The sequence below is a fragment of the Pseudoalteromonas sp. NH0006-26 genome, from assembly GCF_057552415.1.
The window spans coordinates 164,366-183,901 of the sequence record NZ_BAAJMJ010000006.1 but is presented as its reverse complement, the minus strand read 5'-3'; the positions used below and the strand labels follow the sequence as shown (position 1 = coordinate 183,901).

Genomic DNA, 19,536 nt, shown 5'->3' with positions numbered 1-19,536 from the left:
AGTTGTTTTTAGTGAGCAAACTAACCCAAAAAAGTGGTTTAGTGTGGCTTTGGTTGAGTCTATTACTGCTTGTAATAGACTTTGCCAGTAAAACACTGGTTGTAAACACCATGGCCTATGGTGAGTCAATTAATTTACTGCCTGTTTTTAGCATCACTTATGTACATAACTACGGTGCAGCCTATAGCTTTTTAAGCGAAGCGGGTGGCTGGCAGCGTTGGTTTTTAAGTGCAATAGCAATCGCGATTAGTTGTTTGTTGGTATGGTGGTTAAAGCGCCTTCCTGCGTCTAATAAAGTATTGTGCGGTGCATATTCGTTAGTGCTAGCAGGTGCTATTGGTAACTTATACGACCGTGTTGCTTATGGCTACGTGATTGACTTTTTACATGTGTTTTACGAAGACTCACATTTTCCCGTATTTAATATTGCTGACTGTGCTATTTGTATTGGCGCTGCATTATTACTATTTGACGCCTTTACAGGCGAAGAACCAAAGGAGCATAAAGCATGAGCCAAGCTGTAATTGGTGAAAACTCAAACGTTATTTTTCATTTTTCTATTAAACTGGAAGATGGCTCTGCCGCTGATTCAACAAAAGTGCATAACAAGCCAGCAAAACTGACTATGGGTGATGGCAGCTTAACCGCTAACTTTGAAAAGTGTTTACTTGGCTTAACGGCGGGTGAAAGCAAAACATTTGAACTTGAGCCGGAAGATGCATTTGGTCAACCAAACCCAGATAATATTTATTATGTAGATCGTAGTAAGTTTGGTGCAGAAACACCGGCTAAAGTAGGTGCGATTATTGCTTTTACTCAACCTGATGGTACTGAGCTTCCTGGTTTGGTGCGTGAAGTGCAAGGTGAGTCAGTTACTATCGATTTTAACCACCCATTAGCGGGTCAGCGTTTAACGTTTGAAGTTGATATTATTGAGGTGCAGAGTTAATGGAAATATTATTAGCTAATCCACGAGGCTTTTGCGCTGGTGTTGACCGCGCAATCAGTATTGTTGAGCGCGCTTTAGATATTTTTGAAAAACCAATCTATGTGCGACACGAAGTGGTGCATAACCGTTATGTGGTTGATGGCTTAAAAAATCGCGGCGCCGTATTTGTCGAAGAACTAGATCAGGTTCCTGATGACAGCATTGTTATCTTCAGCGCTCATGGTGTATCTCAGGCTGTTCGCTCAGAGGCTAAACGCCGAGAGTTAAAAGTATTTGATGCAACCTGTCCGTTAGTGACTAAAGTGCATATGGAAGTAACTCGTGCTAGTAAAAAAGGTATTGAATGCATCTTAATTGGCCACCACGGACACCCTGAAGTTGAGGGTACCATGGGTCAATACGATAACGAACAAGGTGGTATTTACCTTGTTGAAACGGTTGATGATGTATTAAAGCTTGATGTGAAAAATGCAGATAATCTTTTTTACTGCAGTCAAACAACTTTATCAGTAGATGACACTGCAGATGTGATTGATGCTTTACGTAGTAAATTTCCTGCAATTGATGGCCCACGTAAAGACGATATTTGTTATGCAACGCAAAACCGTCAAGATGCGGTTCGTGATTTAGCTGATAAAGTGGATGTGTTATTGGTTGTGGGTGCTAAAAATAGTTCCAATTCTAATCGTTTACGGGAACTTGCTGATAAAATGGGTACGCAAGCCTATTTAATTGATGATGCTAGTAATGTTGAAGCAGCATGGTTTGATGGCATCAACAGTGTGGGTGTGACTGCCGGCGCCTCAGCTCCTGAGGTATTAGTTCAGCAAGTGATTACTCGCTTAAAAGAGCTAGGTGGCAAGCAAGTAATCGAGAATCCAGGTGAAGAAGAAAACATCGTTTTTGCTGTACCAGTAGAGCTGCGTTAATTTTTTAAATGATGAAAAAGCTGAATGAATTGGTAACTGACATGCAGTGGATTACTTTCATTCAGTCTTTTTAATCATTTTTTTAATATTTTTTTGTTATTTTTAATATTCCTAAAAATAGCAATAAAATAAACCACTTCCATTTCAATATGTGCTTCTGTTTGGTTTATGGCTTTGAACTAAATAAAAGCGCCATTCACTATTTCATTAAACAAGTCTATAACCTGATTCCATCCTTACTTATTTTTATCTCTTTGAGGCTTAAACGCTTTTTACTGTTTTTCAAAATATTTTACAGATGGAAAAACAGCCAAATACCCCAAAATACAGTACTTAAACGCTGATTATAGTAATAGCCAACTATTTCATTGTGCGAGCGGTTGTTTATTGAATATGTTTCGTAAATGTATACAATTACACCAATCAACATTTTTTGGCTACCTTATGTTTGCACACCAGATTAAATTTTCAAAAGGTTTTACACTTATAGAAGTGCTCATCGCCTTTATTATTCTCAGTTTTGGTTTATTAGGAGCAGTTGCCTTACAAGCTAAAGCAAAGCAAGCGAGCTTTGACTCAATGCAACGGGCAGCAGCCGTGGCACTTGGCAATGATATTATTCAACGAATACGCGCTAATGATACACCGCAACTAGCGACTCTTTATGATGTTGACTTTAATAGTGATACTGGCAAGAACTCATCAAATACGTGTTTTACAAACTCTTGCACTAATGCACAAATTGCTGCTTTAGATATTGAGCAGTGGAAGCGTGCTATTCGTGCTCGCGAAAATACAGGCTCATTAGATGATGCCTCGGTATGTATTAACCCTGCAGCTGTTGCCAGTGCAGCAGGTAATGCATTTAATGTTGAAGTAATTGTAACCTGGCAGGGGCGCCAAGAATTTAAAGCAAGTGAAGCTACTGGAAATATTAACTGTGGCGTAGCAGATAAAAAACGCCGTTTGGTGGTGTTAAACAGTTATGTTTATGTCAGGAGTTAAAATGAAGCAAGCCGGATTTACCCTGGTTGAAATGATGATTTCACTTTTTATTGGTGGCTTGATCCTCGGTGGTGTGATGTTTACTTATATTGGCATGAAAGTGACCACCAAAGACACTATGACCATAGGCGAGTTACAAGAATCAGGTCGCTTAGCCATTAACATTATGCAACGAGATATTGAACAAGTTGGTTTTTGGGGGACTTTTTATGATGATTCATTTACCGCTATAAATACCACCACATTAGCAAGCCCAACAGGTGATTGCTCTGAAGGTGATAACAATGGTAGCTTCCCTAATTTAGCGAGTAGCAGCAACTTTAAAGGTCTATTTGCCAAAGTAGCAGTAGATTCAAGTGAGCTTAGCTGTATTAATAATCCGCTAGCAGGAACTGACATTTTACAAGTAAAGTTTTTGCAAGGTCGTCAACTACAGGTAGAAGCGGGTGCCAATCAAACCCAAAGTGATGAAAACTATTTTATTGCTGAGCAAGAAAGTGCTCGTTTTGTTCGCGGTGTTATTGACCCGGCTACTGTGAATCTTAATGCCAGTATTTGGCCGTATAGCCATCATAGTTACTATATTTCAGAGCAAACTTATACAGTAAATAATAAAAGTATTACGGTTCCTGCATTAATGCGAAAACGCTTGGTCGGAAATTCGATGGCAACGGAAACCATTATGGAAGGTGTCGAGAATATGCGCTTTGTGTTTGGTTTAGATACCACTAGTGATAGCCGTGTAGATACATACAGAAGCATTGATGATATGAGTATTGCACAGTGGGAAAATCAAAAAGGTGTTTTAACAGTTCAAGTTTTTTTATTGATCAGAGCATTACAGCCAGATCCTGGGATTTCTATAAAAAACCAAACCTATATTCTTGGTGAAGATGCTAACAGCCGAACATTAACGTTTTCAGACAATTTCAGACGTACTGTTTTTACTACAACAATACGTTTAAACAATGCAGGATCGAATTTATGGCGCATTTAAGCCCTACGAGGAGTAAGCAACAGGGTGTTGTGCTTATTACGGCACTTATTATGGTGATAGCTGTGACGGGGATTGCGGTAACCTTAATGAGCAGCAGTAGTATTGATATTAAGATCACTAATGCCGCACAGGAACGTGAAGTCGCTGAAAATCAATTAATTGGTGAAGTACAGCGGATCATAGCTGATGAGGTAAGTAAAGGGGCTGCTAATCAGTTCTTTTTGACCCCCGATGAAGTCACAGATAGCGGTATTGAAATTGCAAACCGTAATGATATGACAAGCAATATGGTTAACTTAAATAACGGCATGCTTGATTTAAAGTGTCCTAGACGCTTTAATTTTACGACGGGGATTTCCTGCAATATGGTTCAGGTATCAACAACCATAGACTATGGCTCTAAAAGTAAACACCAAATCACTATAGTAACCGGTGTCGCTCAAGAGATGGCTAGTATAAGTAAAGGTATTTAAGATGAAATTTAAATTAAAGAATATGTTACCTGTATTACTTGGCTTAGTTGCGAGCGCACCTGCAGTAGCCGAAGATATAGAGTTATACGTTAACCATAATGTTCAAACAGATGAAAATGCACGTGTTTTGATTGTGTTTGATACTTCCGGCAGTATGGCTTTTTCTACTTTGACTGGTAATGATTGTGGTTATGACAACTACAATAGACGATGGATATTGTGTGATGATAATCGCTTAAATGTTGCCCAAAATGCAGTGAAGAATTTAGTTAACAGTAACAAGGATGTTGATTTTGGTTTGATGCGATTTGCAGGCAGTGATGGCGGCTATGTGTTGTCGCGTATTCACAGTAACAATACAAAAATATTAAAAGCAGTTGATGATTTGCCCGCTGATGGAGCGACACCAATTACGGAAACATTATGGGAAGCCTATCTCTACATGACAGGCCAACAAATAGACTTCGCAGACGGTATTCAGGATCGTGACAAAGCAGTAGATAACAACAAGTACTACAAATCACCATTTCGAAAAGATGACAAAGGCAACAAAGAATTGCTGCGTTGTGATAACTCGATTAATGTGATCTTAATGACTGACGGCGACCCAAGTAACGATAGCGACAGAAACAGTAATATAAAAAAGCTACATAACTCAATTTTTATTGATGCTATTCCTTTTGAGTCAGGTGAGTACAAAAATAGTTACTTAGTTGCCCTAGCAAAAATTTTACACGGTACCAAACAAACGCAAGTTGATTTGTTCTCTGAAACGCCAGACATAGTTGATACCGCGAGAGTATATACCATTGGTTTTGGTACGGGCATGAGTCAAGGTGGTAAAGATCTCCTCGATATGACAGCCAGAGTGGGTGGCGGTAAGTACCTTCATGCTGATACAGCCGATGAACTTTCTAAGGCGTTAAATCAAACAATTTCACAAATACGAGAAGAAAACAGCTCATTTACTTCACCGTCGTTTGCCAGTAATAACGTTGACCAAACACGCAGTAAAAACGCAATTTACTTCACAATGTTTTATCCCGAAATTGGTACTCGTTGGCAAGGTAACTTAAAAAAGCTAGAAGTGTCAGGTAATAAAATAGTCGATACCAAAGGCGTAAAAGCACTTGATAGCAACGGTCTAATCGATAAAAACGCGCATACCTTTTGGCCGGATGCTGATAATGCAGCAGATGGTAATGCAGTAAAACAAGGGGGCGTGAATGCCGCGCTTGCTAGCAGCAGCAAAGAGCGAAAATTATTTTCTGATGGTCCATCAGGACAGCTAATTAATTTTGATTACGATACGATAAGTGAAGTCTTCAACATTGTTAATAAGCAAAAGAATAAGCCATCAGTAGATGATTTGCTTGTTAGTGATGTTCAGCTTGAAAGCACAATAAATTGGGCTCGTGGTATTGATGTTGACGATGAAGATGGCGATGGCTCTTCACAGGACAAACGCAACGACATATTTGGCGATCCGTTACATTCTAAACCGTTGGCTATCGATTATGGTAATAATGATGTGCGCATTCTAATTGGGACAAATGCAGGGTTTTTGCATATGTTCAAAGATGATAGCAAAAATAATAAGGTAGAAGAAAGTTGGGCATTTATCCCCTCAGCCCTGTATTCAATTCTTAACCCTTTGCGTTCAAAGGAAAAAGGCAAAGAATATGGGATGGACGGACCTATTAGTGTTTATTTCAACAATAAAAGTTTAAATAGTGAAGGCCTAAATGATGGCACTATCAATGCCAGCAGCGGAGATGAAGTGTGGGCTATAGCCGGTATGCGCCGTGGTGGTCGTAATTATTATGCTTTTGATATTTCTAATCCAGATACCCCTAAAAAACTGTGGAAGAGTCCAATTAAAGGTGGCGATAAAGGTTTTGAGGAATTAGGGCAAACATGGTCTAAACCACAAATAGCTTACATTAAAGCATGGGGTGATGAGCCTTTACTGGTATTTGGCGCAGGCTACGATACCAGTAAAGACAACACTCGAGATGCCGATACAATGGGTCGAGATGTTTATATTGTAAAAGCTAAAACCGGTGAGAAAGTATGGTCACTTAGAAGTGATAATGCTTTTAAAGGCAAGCACAGTATTGCTGCTGACGTTAGTTTACTCGATTCAGATTATGATGGTTATATTGACAGAATTTATGCTGCCGATACTGGTGGCGGGGTGTGGCGTATAGATATGCCTGGAACCAGCACTAATGCATTTAGTCATTACAAACTCGCTGAGTTAGGTGCTGATACCGACAGACGTTTCTTTTATAAGCCGGTAGTGGCAAGAACCGTGTTTAGTAAAGTGACTATTAGTAAAGGGGTAACTTCACGCTTAGATACACCCTATGATGCGGTACTTATTGGTAGTGGTAATCGCTCAAACCCTTTAAACAGTAGCAGTGCTGATCAGCTATTTATGGTTAGGGATGAGAATACCATCACTAAATCATTCAAAAATAATGCACCCGCTGCAATTGTGCCGAATGATTTAATGTCAATGAACGAAGACTTATTTGGCAAAGCGCTGAATAATGTGGGCGACTTTAATGCATTAGAAGCCCAGCTATCTAATGACTTTAAAGGATGGCGTTATAAATTAAATAGCGGTGAAAAATCACTCGCAGCGGCAACTGTTGTTGGCGGTGTGGCTTATTTCACTTCGTTTACACCTGGCTCTACTGGGGCTTCGAGTAACCAATGTTCATTAGGTGCAGGTGGCGGCTCGCTCTATGCGTTTCACTTACATTACGGCACTAAGGTGTATGACAACTTAAAATTTAAAACAAGTTACGAAATGCCAGATACGCCTCAGCTTTATTTTGGTGATAGCTGTGCTGATGGAAATAGCGACGGTAAGTGTGATGACAATACCAATGAAAATGTAAAAAGTCAGTTTTACTTGATTGGTCCAGGTATTAATGGCAGTGAAACAGCGAACCCGTTAAAGCCGCTAGAAATAACGGGACCAGGCTTAAAAGTTGTCGATAAAAAAATCCAGTTGGTAAACGATGACTCCGTTGGTTTTGGCTTTAGAACACAGCAGACTTATATTTATAAACGTGAAGAAAATGACGAGGGTAATTAGGGATTATTAATGAGTAAAAAACAACAAGGATTTACCTTAATTGAATTAATGATAGCCGTGGCCATTGTTGGCATTATCGCAGCAATTGCAGTGCCTAATTACAGTGAGTATGTAAAAAGGGCATCACGTGCAGAGGCCGCATCAGCGCTTTTAGATGCGGCAAACAAGCAAGAACAGTATTTTGTTGATAACCGTGCTTATACAGTCTCGTTTGATGACTTAGGGATAAATAATAAAACTGAAAATGGTAGTTTTGAACTAACAATTAAAGTGGTTGATAATAATGCATTTACTGTCACCGCCAAGCCGATTGCAGGCGCTGTAAAAGGTGATGCTGATTGTACGTCATTAACCATTAATGATGTAGGTTTAAAAGGAGCAACAGGTAGTAAAGGCGATACCGACATTAACTATTGCTGGGGTCGATAAACACAGCGCTTATTGTTGGCATTTGTTGGTAGATTTTATTCTTATTCGACCTGTTTGACTAATAGACAAAGCAAGCCCCTCAAGGCTTGCTTTATCACTATTTGGGCAATACACGAAAGTGCCGTTCTGAAATCCATTTAACGAGCCATCAGGCCTAAAAGTAATGGCGGTACGAGGATACTCTAACGTATCGGCATTATGAGTATACTCAAAAGTACTAATTAACAGTTCATCATCATCAAGTGATGTTGACCTATCATTATCAATAAAAAGAGACACACCCGTGTGCCACTCACCCTCTGAACACTGTTTATCTTTTAAAGCGCACAGCGTTACGTAGCTGTCATGTTCTATAGCGTAAAGGCGTGCAAAATTAATATTTCGGTGTAGTAAAGAGATTTGATTGTCAGCTCGGTTTTTCGCTAAAAAGTCGGCAAAAAACCAGAGTGAAATTTGCGCTACGATCACAAAAACCACAATTGCTACCATGAGCTCAATTAGTGTGAAGCCACTATGTGGGTGATAACCTGTATTTAACCTCATCCCTGAAGCCTTGATTTATCCTTCCATGATTAAAGTTTAGACAATAATTAGCAAATTACAAAATAGCGATTAACAACTGCTTTTGGTGTCGCCAACATAAAAGGCGGTTCCTGATAGTGCTAGCGTTAAAGCCTTATTATTTTCAGTGCCATTATTAGGGCAAAAAATAAAATTGCCTGGTGTTGTGGTAATACGTCCGCTGGAATTAAATCGTATACTGTTATCTGCAAATGAAATACGATCATTGGGACTAATTTCTTCCATTACTCTAATAAGGCTATCTGTTGCCTTATCATATTGACCATCATTATTTGCATCGATGAAGGTGATTACTATTTTATCAACATCCCATCCATCCGTGCATGTAAGAGTATCGTCATTGTTTTTTACTTTTGTTTTTGAGGCTGCACATACAATGACTATTTCGTCAGTACTGGCTGCTTGTGAACGTGCATAACTAATATTGCGCTTTAGTTCCAATAAAAAGTTTTCCCCACGGTTTTCTTCCAGCATATCGCCACTGTTCCACAAAGCAATAGTGGCAATAATGCCAACAATGGCCACGGTGACCATTAATTCTAATAAGGTAAATCCACGGTGTTTAGTTTTCATATGAATCTCAATAATTAGTTGTTTTAAGCTAAGCATTATTTATGAGGATAATCATACCATGATTATTTTTCACCTGTGCTATTCAATCACTTTGTTTGCTATGAACCTCATGATTGTCTAAAATCGAGGCAACTGAGGCTTTCAAAAGTAACTAATATGAAAAAAATAGAAGCAATCATTAAACCGTTTAAGCTCGATGATGTGCGCGAAGCACTATCTGATGTTGGCATTACGGGTATGACAGTAAGTGAAGTAAAAGGGTTTGGACGTCAAAAAGGCCACACCGAGCTATACCGTGGCGCAGAGTACATGGTTGATTTTTTACCTAAGGTAAAGCTAGATATTGTGCTTGGTGATGAAGATGTGGAACGCGCTATTGATGTGATTGTTAAAACCGCACAAACAGGCAAAATTGGTGATGGTAAAATATTTGTTACTGAGGTAGAGCGTGTTGTGCGTATTCGTACCGCAGAAGAGGATGAAGACGCGATATAATCGTAGTCTTGAGTAAAAAAAGGCGCTACTTTTATTTGAAAGTAGCGCCTTTTTCGTATCATTTATTTCTGCTATTGAATTTACGCGTTTGCGCTGCATTCTCACTTAATTCAGTTAATCCAAGCTTATCGTAGCTTTTTTCCATCATGGCTAATGCCGCATCCAAGTAGCTACTTTGCGAGTAATGCTCTACCACAAACTTACCGCGATTCGCGGCTGCTAAATAAGCTTCACGTTCATAATAGTAAGTCGCAACTTTTAGCTCATAACGTGCCATGCGATTTAATAGCCAAACTAAACGACGTTTTGCTTCTGGCGCATAATCACTTTGTGGAAAACGTTTAACTAAGGTTGATAGGTCGGTATAGGCTACACGGGTACGTTTAGCGTCTCTGTCTGCTCTATCTACACCAAAGTACTCTTGGAAAGCATTTTTATCCGCTTTAATATTAACCAAGCCACGCATGTAGTACATGTAATCTAAATCTTTGTGATTTGGGTTTAAGCGAATAAAACGGTCAATGGTAGCAAGTGCCTGCTCTGTATTACCTGATTGGTAATGTGCGTACACTAAATCCATCTGTACTTGCTTTGAAAACGGGCCAAACGGGTAGCGAGAATCAATTGCCGCTAACAGTTCAATTGCACGTGCGTATAAACCAGAATCAAGCGTTTGTTTTGCATCTTCGTATAGAGCTTGTGCTGATCTGTTTGGTACTCGTTGAATGTCTTCTTGGTCAGGCGCAGACGAACAAGCCCCTAAACTAAGCACTGAAACTGAAAAAACAATGGCGAATGCACGTTTCCCTATTTTATTTATCATTTTATTTGTTACCTTCGATGTCTTCGGCTAGGCCAAGTGGGTAAAACCGAGTAAACTATGCGTATTATGTTATGCTTTTATTAAAAGCGATTCTAACCCAGTCAAGCAAAGCTTGCACTGGTAAATTGGGTAAAGTTACTAATGTCAGAGCAAATATCTCTCCAAGCCGAGGTCCCAACAGACTTAGGTGGTAAACGTCTAGACCAAGTATTAGCACAATTGTTCCCTGATTATTCACGATCACGGATAAAAACGTGGATTTTAGATGATAAAATCACCGTTGACGGCGAAATTTTCAACACCCCGCGTGAAAAATTACTCGGCGGTGAAGTTGTAGCTGTTGAAACAACAATAGAAGCACCTCGTGAATACGAAGCACAAGATATCAAATTAAACATCGTTTATGAAGACGATGATATTTTAGTGATCAATAAACCAATGGGATTAGTAGTTCATCCTGGTGCAGGTAACCCTGACGGTACTGTGTTAAATGCATTACTTCATCACTTCCCAGAAATTATTAACGTACCACGAGCGGGTATAGTGCATCGTCTTGATAAAGACACAACCGGCTTAATGGTTGTAGCTAAAACCATTCAAGCTCAAACTCATTTGGTTAAAGCCTTACAAAAGCGCGAAAATTTCACACGTGAATATGAAGCGTTATGTAATGGTACTATGACTGCCGGTGGTATGGTTGAAAAAGCGATTGGCCGTCATCCAACTCAGCGTACGCACATGGCTGTTCATGAAATGGGTAAACCTGCGATTACGCATTACCGTGTAGCAGAAAAGTTCCGTGCTCATACTCGTTTGCGTTTACGCCTTGAAACCGGACGTACGCACCAAATTCGCGTGCATATGGCGTACTTAAATCATCCCTTAATTGGCGATCAATCTTATGGCGGCCGTCCTCGTCCACCAAAAGGGGCAACGCCTGAGCTGTTTGAGTTACTGCGTAGCTTTAAGCGTCAAGCGCTGCATGCCGTTAAATTAAGCATTGCTCATCCAATTACCGGTGAAATGATGACCTGGCAAGCACCTATCCCTGATGATATGGTTCAGATGACTCAAGCATTGCGCGAAGATACAAAAGCAAATCCAGACATAGCTAGTTAATTATGTCTGGCTTATCAGCTACATGGCAATCTATTCAGGGTGTAGGCACATTGAGTACTACACGGGATGGAGGCGTATCAAAGCCACCATTTGATAGCTTGAATTTAGGATTGCATGTAGGTGATAACCGCCAAGATGTATTAACCAATCGAGCGCATGTAAATACCCACTTACCTAACCCGGCTGTTTGGTTAAATCAGGTTCATAGCGCCGACGTAATTAGAGTGGATGAAGGGTTTGACGCTAAACAAACTCTGACGGGGGATGCGCTTTATACGCAGTTAAGCAATCAACCTTTAGCTATAATGACCGCTGACTGTTTACCTATTTTACTTACCTCAAGCGATGGCCAAGAAGTGGCTGCCATTCACGCCGGTTGGCGAGGGTTAGCGCAAGGAATCATTAGTAATACAGTTAGCTATTTTAAACATGCACCAACGAACTTACATGCTTGGTTAGGTCCTGCAATAGGGGCTAATCGATTTGAAGTCGGCCAAGAGGTTGTTGCAATATTTACAGCCAATAATCCTGCTTTGCACGACGCGTTTAAACCTCAAAATAACGATAAATATTTAGCTGATATTTATCATATAGCGCGTATTTTGCTAAACCAACGGGGTGTTGTGAATATTAGTGGTGGTGAATACTGTACTTTTTCTCAAGATAATCAGTTTTTTTCTTATCGACGAGATGGCCAAACCGGTCGTATGGTAAGTTTGATCTGGCGCAAGTAAATAACCATTAAGTGATTATTTTTCCCTCAATACCTTGAACAAACCCGCTAACATACCCATTTATTAAGTAATTCGTTTTTTTATAGGTAAACCCTCATGCGTTTAGATAGATTTACAAGTAAATTTCAGTCTGCGCTTTCAGATGCGCAATCATTAGCGCTAGGTCGCGATCATCAATTTATTGAACCCGTTCACCTTATGTATGCTTTATTAAAGCAAAGCGGCTCAAGTGTGCGTGCTTTGTTTGCACAAATGGGCATTAGCGTTGACGAGCTCAATACCAAACTCTCTCAAGAGATAGAAAAATTATTTAAAGTGGAGGGTGTTGGTGGCGATGTACAATTGTCAAACAACATGGTTTCACTTATTAATTTATGTGATAAGTACGCCCAAAAACGCAAAGATAAATATATCTCAAGCGAACTGTTTGTATTAGTTGCATGCGAGGATAAAGGACCGCTTGGCAGTGTATTTAAAGCACTTAATATCACCGCTAACAAAGTTGAAACTGCTATAGAGGCAATTCGCGGTGGTCAAAAAGTTGATGACCCTAATGCTGAAGAAACTCGTCAAGCACTTGAAAAGTATACTATTGATCTAACTGAGCGGGCAGAGCAAGGTAAGCTTGACCCTGTAATTGGCCGTGATGATGAAATTCGTCGCACCATCCAAGTATTACAACGTCGCACCAAAAATAACCCTGTGTTAATTGGTGAGCCTGGGGTGGGTAAAACCGCAATTGCCGAAGGGCTTGCACAACGTATTATTAATGGTGAAGTTCCAGAGGGCTTAAAAAATAAACGCGTACTCTCACTTGATTTGGGTGCATTAGTTGCGGGAGCCAAATACCGCGGTGAGTTTGAAGAGCGTTTAAAATCAGTACTCAATGAGTTGGCCAAAGAAGAAGGCCAAGTAATTTTGTTTATTGATGAAATTCATACCATTGTTGGTGCTGGCAAAAGTGATGGCGCCATGGATGCGGGTAATATGTTAAAGCCTGCACTAGCACGCGGTGAACTCCATTGTGTAGGGGCTACAACGCTGGATGAATACCGTAAATACATTGAAAAAGATGCTGCGCTTGAGCGTCGTTTTCAAAAAGTATTAATTGAAGAGCCATCGGTTGAAGACACTATTGCTATATTACGTGGCCTAAAAGAGCGCTACGAATTGCACCATTCAGTGGAGATCACCGATCCGGCAATTGTTGCTGCAGCACAGTTATCACATCGCTATATTAGTGATCGCCAATTGCCTGATAAAGCAATTGATTTAATTGATGAAGCGGGCTCATCTATTCGGCTGCAAATTGATTCAAAACCTGAAGCCTTAGATAAGCTAGAGCGTCGTATCATTCAGTTAAAAATTGAAGATAACGCCTTGGCTAAAGAAAAAGACGAGGCCAGTCAAAAGCGCCGTGCAGAAATGGTTGAGCTGATCACTGAGCTTGAAGTGCAATACCGTGAGCTTGATGAAGTATGGAATGCTGAAAAAGCCTCTTTGCAAGGTACGCAAGTCATTAAAGCAGAGCTTGAACAGGCACGACTTGATTTAGAAGTGGCACGCAGAGCAAGCGATTTACAGCGTATGTCAGAGCTGCAATATGGCCGTATTCCCGAGCTTGAGCGTAAGCTTGATTTAGCATCGCAAGCCGAAATGCAAGAAATGAGCTTACTTAAAAACCAAGTGGGCGAAGACGAAATTGCCGAAATTCTATCACGTTGGACCGGCATTCCGGTGGCACGTATGCTTCAAGGTGAACGTGAAAAACTATTGCAAATGGAAGAGCAATTGCACAATAAAGTGATAGGGCAAGATGAAGCGGTGGTTGCGGTGGCCAATGCCATCCGTCGTTCGCGTGCAGGACTTGCTGATCCGAATCGTCCTATTGGCTCATTTTTATTCTTAGGGCCAACAGGGGTGGGTAAAACAGAGTTAACAAAAGCGTTGGCTGGCTATATGTTTGACACCGAAAGTGCCATGGTACGCATTGATATGTCTGAGTTTATGGAAAAACACTCAGTTGCGCGTTTAGTCGGTGCGCCTCCCGGTTATGTAGGTTACGAAGAAGGTGGCTACTTAACGGAAGCTGTTCGTCGGAAGCCGTACTCGGTTATTTTGTTGGATGAAATAGAAAAGGCGCACCCAGATGTGTTTAATATTTTATTACAAGTTCTTGATGATGGACGCTTAACAGATGGACAAGGCCGTACTGTCGACTTTAAAAACAGCGTAATTATTATGACCTCAAACCTTGGCTCAGATATTATCCAAGAGCAAGCGGGCAATAATGACTACGATGAGCTGAAAAATAAAGTGATGGGTGTGCTGCATAACGAGTTTAGGCCTGAATTTATTAACCGTATTGATGAAACAGTAGTGTTCCATCCGTTGGCACATAGTCATATTAAAGAAATTGCTGATATTCAGTTAAGTAAGCTGCGTGAACGATTAACAGAGATGGGTTATTTACTGGAATTGACTGATGCTGCGCTTGAGCGAATTGCAGCCAGTGGCTTTGATCCTGTTTATGGCGCTCGCCCACTTAAGCGTGCTATACAACAGACCATTGAAAACCCATTAGCACAGAAGCTGCTTAATAATGATTTTCAACCCGGTTCTATCATTGTTATTGATGCGAATGCAGAAGGCTTAGTATTTACTAGTCGTTAATTACACAAATAAACAAGCCGCTGTTAACAGCGGCTTGTTTGATTTTAAATCTTATTGTTAAACTTTAAAGGTAAGCAGTAAATCATTTACTTTTCGTGAGCCTTCCACCAATTCAGCAGCGCCATGCGCTACGCTATAACTGAGTTGTAAATTGTCATCCCCCAAACCTTTAATTTTTTCAACATTGCTGCCAATATCTCTACTTACCACCTGTTGTTGCTCTGCGGCGGCTGAAATATCGGTAGCAAGTTGTGAAATTTCACTAATTTGAGTAAAGATACTATCCAGCTCTTGTTGTGTTTGCCCTGTGGTGTTAACACAGTCATCGGCTTGTTGTTTTGTGCTCTGCATGATTTTAGACCAGCTAAACAAAGTATCTTGAATCTCTTTAATTGAGCTGTGAATTTGAGCTGTGAATTTGAGCTGTGGCGTTTTGAGTACGTGAAGACAGTGCGCGTACTTCATCAGCGACCACCGCAAAACCTCGACCATGCTCACCAGCTCGGGCAGCTTCAATTGCTGCGTTAAGTGCTAACAAATTGGTTTGTTCTGCAATGCCTTCTATTTCACTCATTACCTGACCAATTTTATCGGCCTCAGAGGCAAGTCCTGTGGCTGTGGTTGCCGCTTGCTCAACTTGTACTGCTAAATCAGATACCATCTTGCTGTTATCGGCAATATGATTTTTTATATCAGAGCAGCTTTGATAGGTGATCCCCACTTTATCTGCGGTATTATTGGTATTATTAGAAATTTCACCAATCGTGGTGCTCATTTGTGACATCGCAGTGGCTATTTGCTCAAGCTGAGTTCCCTGAGAAGAAATTCCTTGCTCGGTTAGCGTCGATTGCTGATCTAAGCCTTGGGCAATAGTATTAAAACTCAAGGTTGAGTCTTTAACACGCCCTAGTACCGTTTTTAACTTGGCGCAAAGCATTTGCTCTCGGTAATCACTAATACTGTGAGGGTGTGAGCCACTAAATACATAACGAGATACTGAATCCGCCTCGATTTTTTGCTGTTTTAGGGTACCAGGTGTCGCTATTAGCTCATCATAATTTAATGCTAAAATGATTATACACACTATCAGGTTAACTGCTGCAATCGCCATAGAACCCCAAATAGCGACACTGGCTAACCAAACTAAAACACCGGCTACGCTCAAGCCCTGTCTGAGTGAGGTGCGCTCACGCCAGCTAAATAGTGACTTATTAGCGTTAATTTTGGCATACAGTTTCTGCGCTCTACGTTTTGCGCGTTGCGAGAGTTTTACACGCACAGACTGATAACCAATCAATTGGCCATGTTCGAAAATAGGTGTTACAAATGCATCGACCCAATAGTAACGGCCGTCTTTACATAAATTTTTTACAGCACCTCGCCACGAATGGCCTTGCTTTAAGGTGTCCCACATTTCTTTAAATGCCGCTTTAGGCATATCAGGGTGGCGAACTATATTGTGGTTTTTATTGATGAGTTCATCCATTTCATAGCCAGCAATACTGCAAAATTCATGATTGGCATAGGTAATAACACCCCGAAGATCGGTCGTTGAAACCAACTCTTGGTGCTCTTCAAAGGTGACCTCTTCATCTATTAAGCTTTGATTACGACGCATAGTAACTCTTTATCATTCTTTATTAGGATGGCTATTGTAATTACTAAAACTAACGTACGTTAGTGATAAGTTTTAAATAGCAGTATTAAGGCATTTTTTTTGATATTTTTATGATCTTTATCAATTTTAAGGGTAATTGAATTTTTTAATTATGACAAACTTTTAGCAAGGGATTCACTCTTTCGTATTGGGGAAATCATGCGTTGGGGGCAGTAGAGGATTGTGGCAAATAATATGTAAAAGAAATTGTATATTGCTGGTGGCAATGGCAAGATTATCTTTTATAGCGTGAAACAAAGCGTGTTTAAAATTCATTAAAAACTATATCTAATAAATTCATGTAGTTTTTTCTTCATTTAATCTTGAGTAAAGGTAATTAGACCCCATAACCTTATGATTAAGCCACTTGGCTCGAGGAAACTTTTTTTTGGCAACTTATAATTTAAAGAACACGCTCAACGCGTTATCTAATGCAGATAATCAGCATGCTATTAAAGGTATTATGCGCGGTATTGAGAGAGAATCACTAAGAATTAAACCCAATGGTTCTATTTCTAAGCAAGCTCACCCCGAAGGCGTAGGCTGTGCGCTTACCAACGGACATATCACGACTGACTTTTCTGAGTCCTTACTTGAGTTTATTACACCGGTTAGCGAGTCATCAACGCAAACGTTACAACAGCTGAAAGATCTACAAAAGTTCACCCTAGAACATATGGACGATGAACTGCTGTGGCCAATTAGTATGCCGTGTTTTATAAATCATCAAGACGATATTGTCTTAGCTCAATTTGGCGATTCTAACGTTGGTAAAATGAAAACCTTATATCGTGAAGGTTTAAAGAACCGTTACGGTAGTATGATGCAAGCGATTGCCGGCGTGCACTTTAATATTTCTTTTCCTGAAACGTTATGGCAGTCACTACACTCATTAAAGCAAAGCAACGCAAAACTTGAAGATTTTATATCTGATGGGTACTTAGCATTAATTCGCAATTTTAAACGCGAGTTGTGGTTAATTAGCTATATGTTTGGTGCGTCACCTGCATTGTGTAGTTCATTCTTGCAAGGGCGTAAAAGCGACTTACCGTTTAAAAAGCTAGGCAAAGGTACTTTATATTTAGAAGTGGGCACTGCGCTACGATTAGGTAATCTAGGCTATACCAACAGTGCTCAGTCATCACTACGTGTAATGTATAACTCATTAGATGAGTATGTTGCAGGGTTGAAAAAGGCCATAAATACGCCTTCAGATATTTATGGCAGTATTGACGACTATACGAGTGCCGAGCCAAAGCAACTAAATAAAAATATTCTACAAATAGAGAACGAGTTTTACTCGCCAATCCGCCCTAAGCGTAATGCTAAAAATGGTGAAACACCCACCGATGCACTACTAAGAGCGGGTATAGAATATATTGAAATTCGTGCATTGGATGTTAACCCATTTAGTGAGGTTGGCATTGATTTAGAGCAAATACACTTTTTAGATGTATTTTTAACCTATTGTTTATTAAAAGACTCAGCGCCTATGAATTGGCAAGAGCAAGCACGTAGCACTGAAAACCTTGATACAGTGGTGAACCAAGGCCGAGAAAAAGGCCTGATGCTTAATTTTAATAATGAGCCGCGCAGTCTTGAGTCATGGGGCGATGAAATATTTAACCAGCTCGTTGACGTTGCGAAGTGGATGGATAACGCATACGGTGTTGACTATTACTCAAACACTATTAAGCGCATGGCAATGTGGGTGCATAATCCGACATTAACTTATTCAGGGCGTTATGTTGAGCAGTTAAAAGCATCAGGGCTAGATAATGGGCACTTCGCACTTTCACTTGCTCAAAAGTACAAACAAAGCCATGAGACAGCCAGTTATACTGAATTCTCAAAGTCGTGGTTAGCGCAACAAGCGGCAGAGTCTTACCAGGCTCAAAAAGCAATTGAGCAAGCCGATAATCAATCATTTACTGCGTTTTTAGATACGTATTTCAGGGGCTGTTGACCTTTGCGGATTACAATTTGTTCAAACTAGGAGCGGTTTAATCGCGGCGCGAGGTTTGTAACCTAGTGGGCTAAGTAAAAACCGAGCAACAAAGAGTAAATCGCTCCTAGGCAGAACCCGAAGGGCAGCACCTGTTTGGCATTGATGCTGCGTTATCGCCTATTTATGGGGAATAACCACACCACATAGGCTTTGCCTTGCCTAAATACCAAACAAACTGCTGCAAATTCAACCTTGAAAGGTCAACAGACCCAAGTAAGTAATAGGCAAAAAAAACGCAGCCCATAGTAGCTGCGTAAATATTCTTTAGGGATGAAACAATGCTGTACTACTGCATTCATAGATTCAGACCCACACTTTTTTAAAAAGTTCAGTGAGATCTTAAAAAATGAAAAAAAATATTATTACTTTATCTCTAGTGCTTACTTTAGCGGGTTGTGCCACTGCGCCACCCAAGCAACCCGAAGATATTTGTAAAATCTTTGAAGAGAAATCTGACTGGTATTTTGATGCTAAAGACGCCCAAGATAAGTGGGGCTCACCCAAGCATGTGTTAATGAGCATGATGTATCAAGAAAGCTCTTTTCGTCATGATGCTGCACCGCCTATGGAATACTTTTTATGGATAATTCCAACTGGCCGTGCAAGCGATGCTTATGGTTATTCTCAAGCTAAAACGCCAACTTGGTCTGACTATATTCGTGAAACAGGTAACAGCGGTGCCGATAGAGACGAATTTGAAGATGCGATCGACTTTATGGCATGGTTTGTTTATAAAACCCATAAAATAAATGGGGTGTCTAAGTGGGATGCTTACGCACAGTATCTAAATTATCATGAAGGGTGGGGCGGTTATAAGCGAGGCACCTACCGCAAGAAAAAGTGGCTAATGAGCGTTGCCAATAAAGTAAAACACCGTGCAAGCCGTTATGGTGTGCAGCTAAGACGTTGTGAAGATGATTTAGACAAAGGTTGGTTTGAGCGTTTATTCTTTTAACTAACCTAAACCCAGATTAATCAAAA

Annotated in this window: 17 protein-coding genes and 1 pseudogene; 14 read left to right on the top strand and 4 right to left on the bottom strand. The window is 40.3% G+C overall.

Annotated elements, in window-relative coordinates:
• Positions 1 to 11 precede the first annotated feature (11 nt).
• The 8 genes from lspA to AC27JR_RS11190 all read left to right on the top strand — a co-directional run bounded on the left by lspA (position 12) and on the right by AC27JR_RS11190 (position 7,891).
• Entirely contained in the window at positions 12 to 512 is a 501-nt protein-coding gene (gene lspA / locus AC27JR_RS11225; RefSeq protein WP_008114424.1) for a signal peptidase II, read from the top strand.
• The gene (gene fkpB, locus AC27JR_RS11220) at positions 509 to 949 is read left to right on the top strand and encodes an FKBP-type peptidyl-prolyl cis-trans isomerase (RefSeq protein ID WP_487173633.1); all 441 of its coding nucleotides are present in this window, start codon (positions 509 to 511) and stop codon (positions 947 to 949) included. Before lspA ends, fkpB begins: the two co-directional genes overlap by 4 nt.
• Positions 949 to 1,878 (top strand): 4-hydroxy-3-methylbut-2-enyl diphosphate reductase, encoded by a 930-nt coding sequence (ispH, locus tag AC27JR_RS11215; protein ID WP_487173632.1) that lies wholly within the window; start codon positions 949 to 951, stop codon positions 1,876 to 1,878. The genes fkpB and ispH overlap by 1 nt, the downstream gene beginning before the upstream one ends.
• Before the next feature lie 444 nt (positions 1,879 to 2,322).
• A complete protein-coding gene (gene pilV / locus AC27JR_RS11210) occupies positions 2,323 to 2,883 on the top strand; it encodes a type IV pilus modification protein PilV (RefSeq protein ID WP_076918948.1) in 561 nt (186 codons plus the stop codon).
• 1 nt (position 2,884) lies between these two features.
• The gene (locus AC27JR_RS11205; protein WP_487173631.1) at positions 2,885 to 3,880 is read left to right on the top strand and encodes a PilW family protein; all 996 of its coding nucleotides are present in this window, start codon (positions 2,885 to 2,887) and stop codon (positions 3,878 to 3,880) included.
• Positions 3,868 to 4,353 (top strand): pilus assembly PilX family protein, encoded by a 486-nt coding sequence (locus AC27JR_RS11200; protein ID WP_008114436.1) that lies wholly within the window; start codon positions 3,868 to 3,870, stop codon positions 4,351 to 4,353. The genes AC27JR_RS11205 and AC27JR_RS11200 overlap by 13 nt, the downstream gene beginning before the upstream one ends.
• Position 4,354: 1 nt before the next feature.
• Positions 4,355 to 7,462: a pilus assembly protein gene (locus tag AC27JR_RS11195; RefSeq protein ID WP_487173630.1), complete on the top strand. Its 3,108-nt coding sequence runs from the start codon at positions 4,355 to 4,357 to the stop codon at positions 7,460 to 7,462.
• 9 nt (positions 7,463 to 7,471) lie between these two features.
• On the top strand, positions 7,472 to 7,891 hold the full coding sequence (locus AC27JR_RS11190) for a type IV pilin protein (RefSeq protein WP_487173629.1): 420 nt from the start codon (positions 7,472 to 7,474) through the stop codon (positions 7,889 to 7,891).
• Positions 7,892 to 7,900: 9 nt separating this feature from the next.
• On the opposite strand, the gene AC27JR_RS11185 is transcribed toward AC27JR_RS11190, so the two are convergent.
• A complete protein-coding gene (locus tag AC27JR_RS11185; RefSeq protein WP_076918952.1) occupies positions 7,901 to 8,434 on the bottom strand; it encodes a GspH/FimT family pseudopilin in 534 nt (177 codons plus the stop codon).
• 69 nt (positions 8,435 to 8,503) lie between these two features.
• Entirely contained in the window at positions 8,504 to 9,046 is a 543-nt protein-coding gene (locus AC27JR_RS11180; RefSeq protein WP_131690736.1) for a GspH/FimT family pseudopilin, read from the bottom strand.
• A 156-nt stretch (positions 9,047 to 9,202) separates the two neighbouring features.
• Between AC27JR_RS11180 and AC27JR_RS11175 the strand changes: the two genes are divergently transcribed.
• Positions 9,203 to 9,541: a P-II family nitrogen regulator gene (locus AC27JR_RS11175; protein ID WP_008114445.1), complete on the top strand. Its 339-nt coding sequence runs from the start codon at positions 9,203 to 9,205 to the stop codon at positions 9,539 to 9,541.
• Positions 9,542 to 9,599: 58 nt separating this feature from the next.
• Here AC27JR_RS11175 and AC27JR_RS11170 read toward each other — a convergent pair whose 3' ends face one another.
• Positions 9,600 to 10,364 (bottom strand): outer membrane protein assembly factor BamD, encoded by a 765-nt coding sequence (locus AC27JR_RS11170; protein WP_008114446.1) that lies wholly within the window; start codon positions 10,362 to 10,364, stop codon positions 9,600 to 9,602.
• Between the two features lie 141 nt (positions 10,365 to 10,505).
• Here AC27JR_RS11170 and rluD point away from each other — a divergent pair, with 141 nt between their 5' ends.
• From rluD to clpB, 3 genes are all read left to right on the top strand, one after another.
• Positions 10,506 to 11,483 (top strand): 23S rRNA pseudouridine(1911/1915/1917) synthase RluD, encoded by a 978-nt coding sequence (gene rluD, locus AC27JR_RS11165; RefSeq protein ID WP_008114448.1) that lies wholly within the window; start codon positions 10,506 to 10,508, stop codon positions 11,481 to 11,483.
• Positions 11,484 to 11,485: 2 nt separating this feature from the next.
• Positions 11,486 to 12,217, top strand: a complete 732-nt coding sequence (gene pgeF, locus AC27JR_RS11160; protein ID WP_131690737.1) for a peptidoglycan editing factor PgeF — start codon at positions 11,486 to 11,488, stop codon at positions 12,215 to 12,217.
• Positions 12,218 to 12,313: 96 nt separating this feature from the next.
• Positions 12,314 to 14,890, top strand: coding sequence for an ATP-dependent chaperone ClpB (clpB, locus tag AC27JR_RS11155; protein WP_008114452.1), 2,577 nt, complete (start codon positions 12,314 to 12,316; stop codon positions 14,888 to 14,890).
• Between the two features lie 57 nt (positions 14,891 to 14,947).
• Here clpB and AC27JR_RS11150 read toward each other — a convergent pair.
• A pseudogene (locus AC27JR_RS11150) lies at positions 14,948 to 16,508 on the bottom strand (methyl-accepting chemotaxis protein).
• A 427-nt stretch (positions 16,509 to 16,935) separates the two neighbouring features.
• Here AC27JR_RS11150 and gshA point away from each other — a divergent pair.
• Both gshA and AC27JR_RS11140 read left to right on the top strand, forming a co-directional pair.
• Positions 16,936 to 18,513: a glutamate--cysteine ligase gene (gene gshA / locus AC27JR_RS11145; protein ID WP_487173628.1), complete on the top strand. Its 1,578-nt coding sequence runs from the start codon at positions 16,936 to 16,938 to the stop codon at positions 18,511 to 18,513.
• Positions 18,514 to 18,901: 388 nt separating this feature from the next.
• Positions 18,902 to 19,510, top strand: coding sequence for a transglycosylase SLT domain-containing protein (locus AC27JR_RS11140; RefSeq protein WP_076918956.1), 609 nt, complete (start codon positions 18,902 to 18,904; stop codon positions 19,508 to 19,510).
• Positions 19,511 to 19,536: the final 26 nt, after the last annotated feature.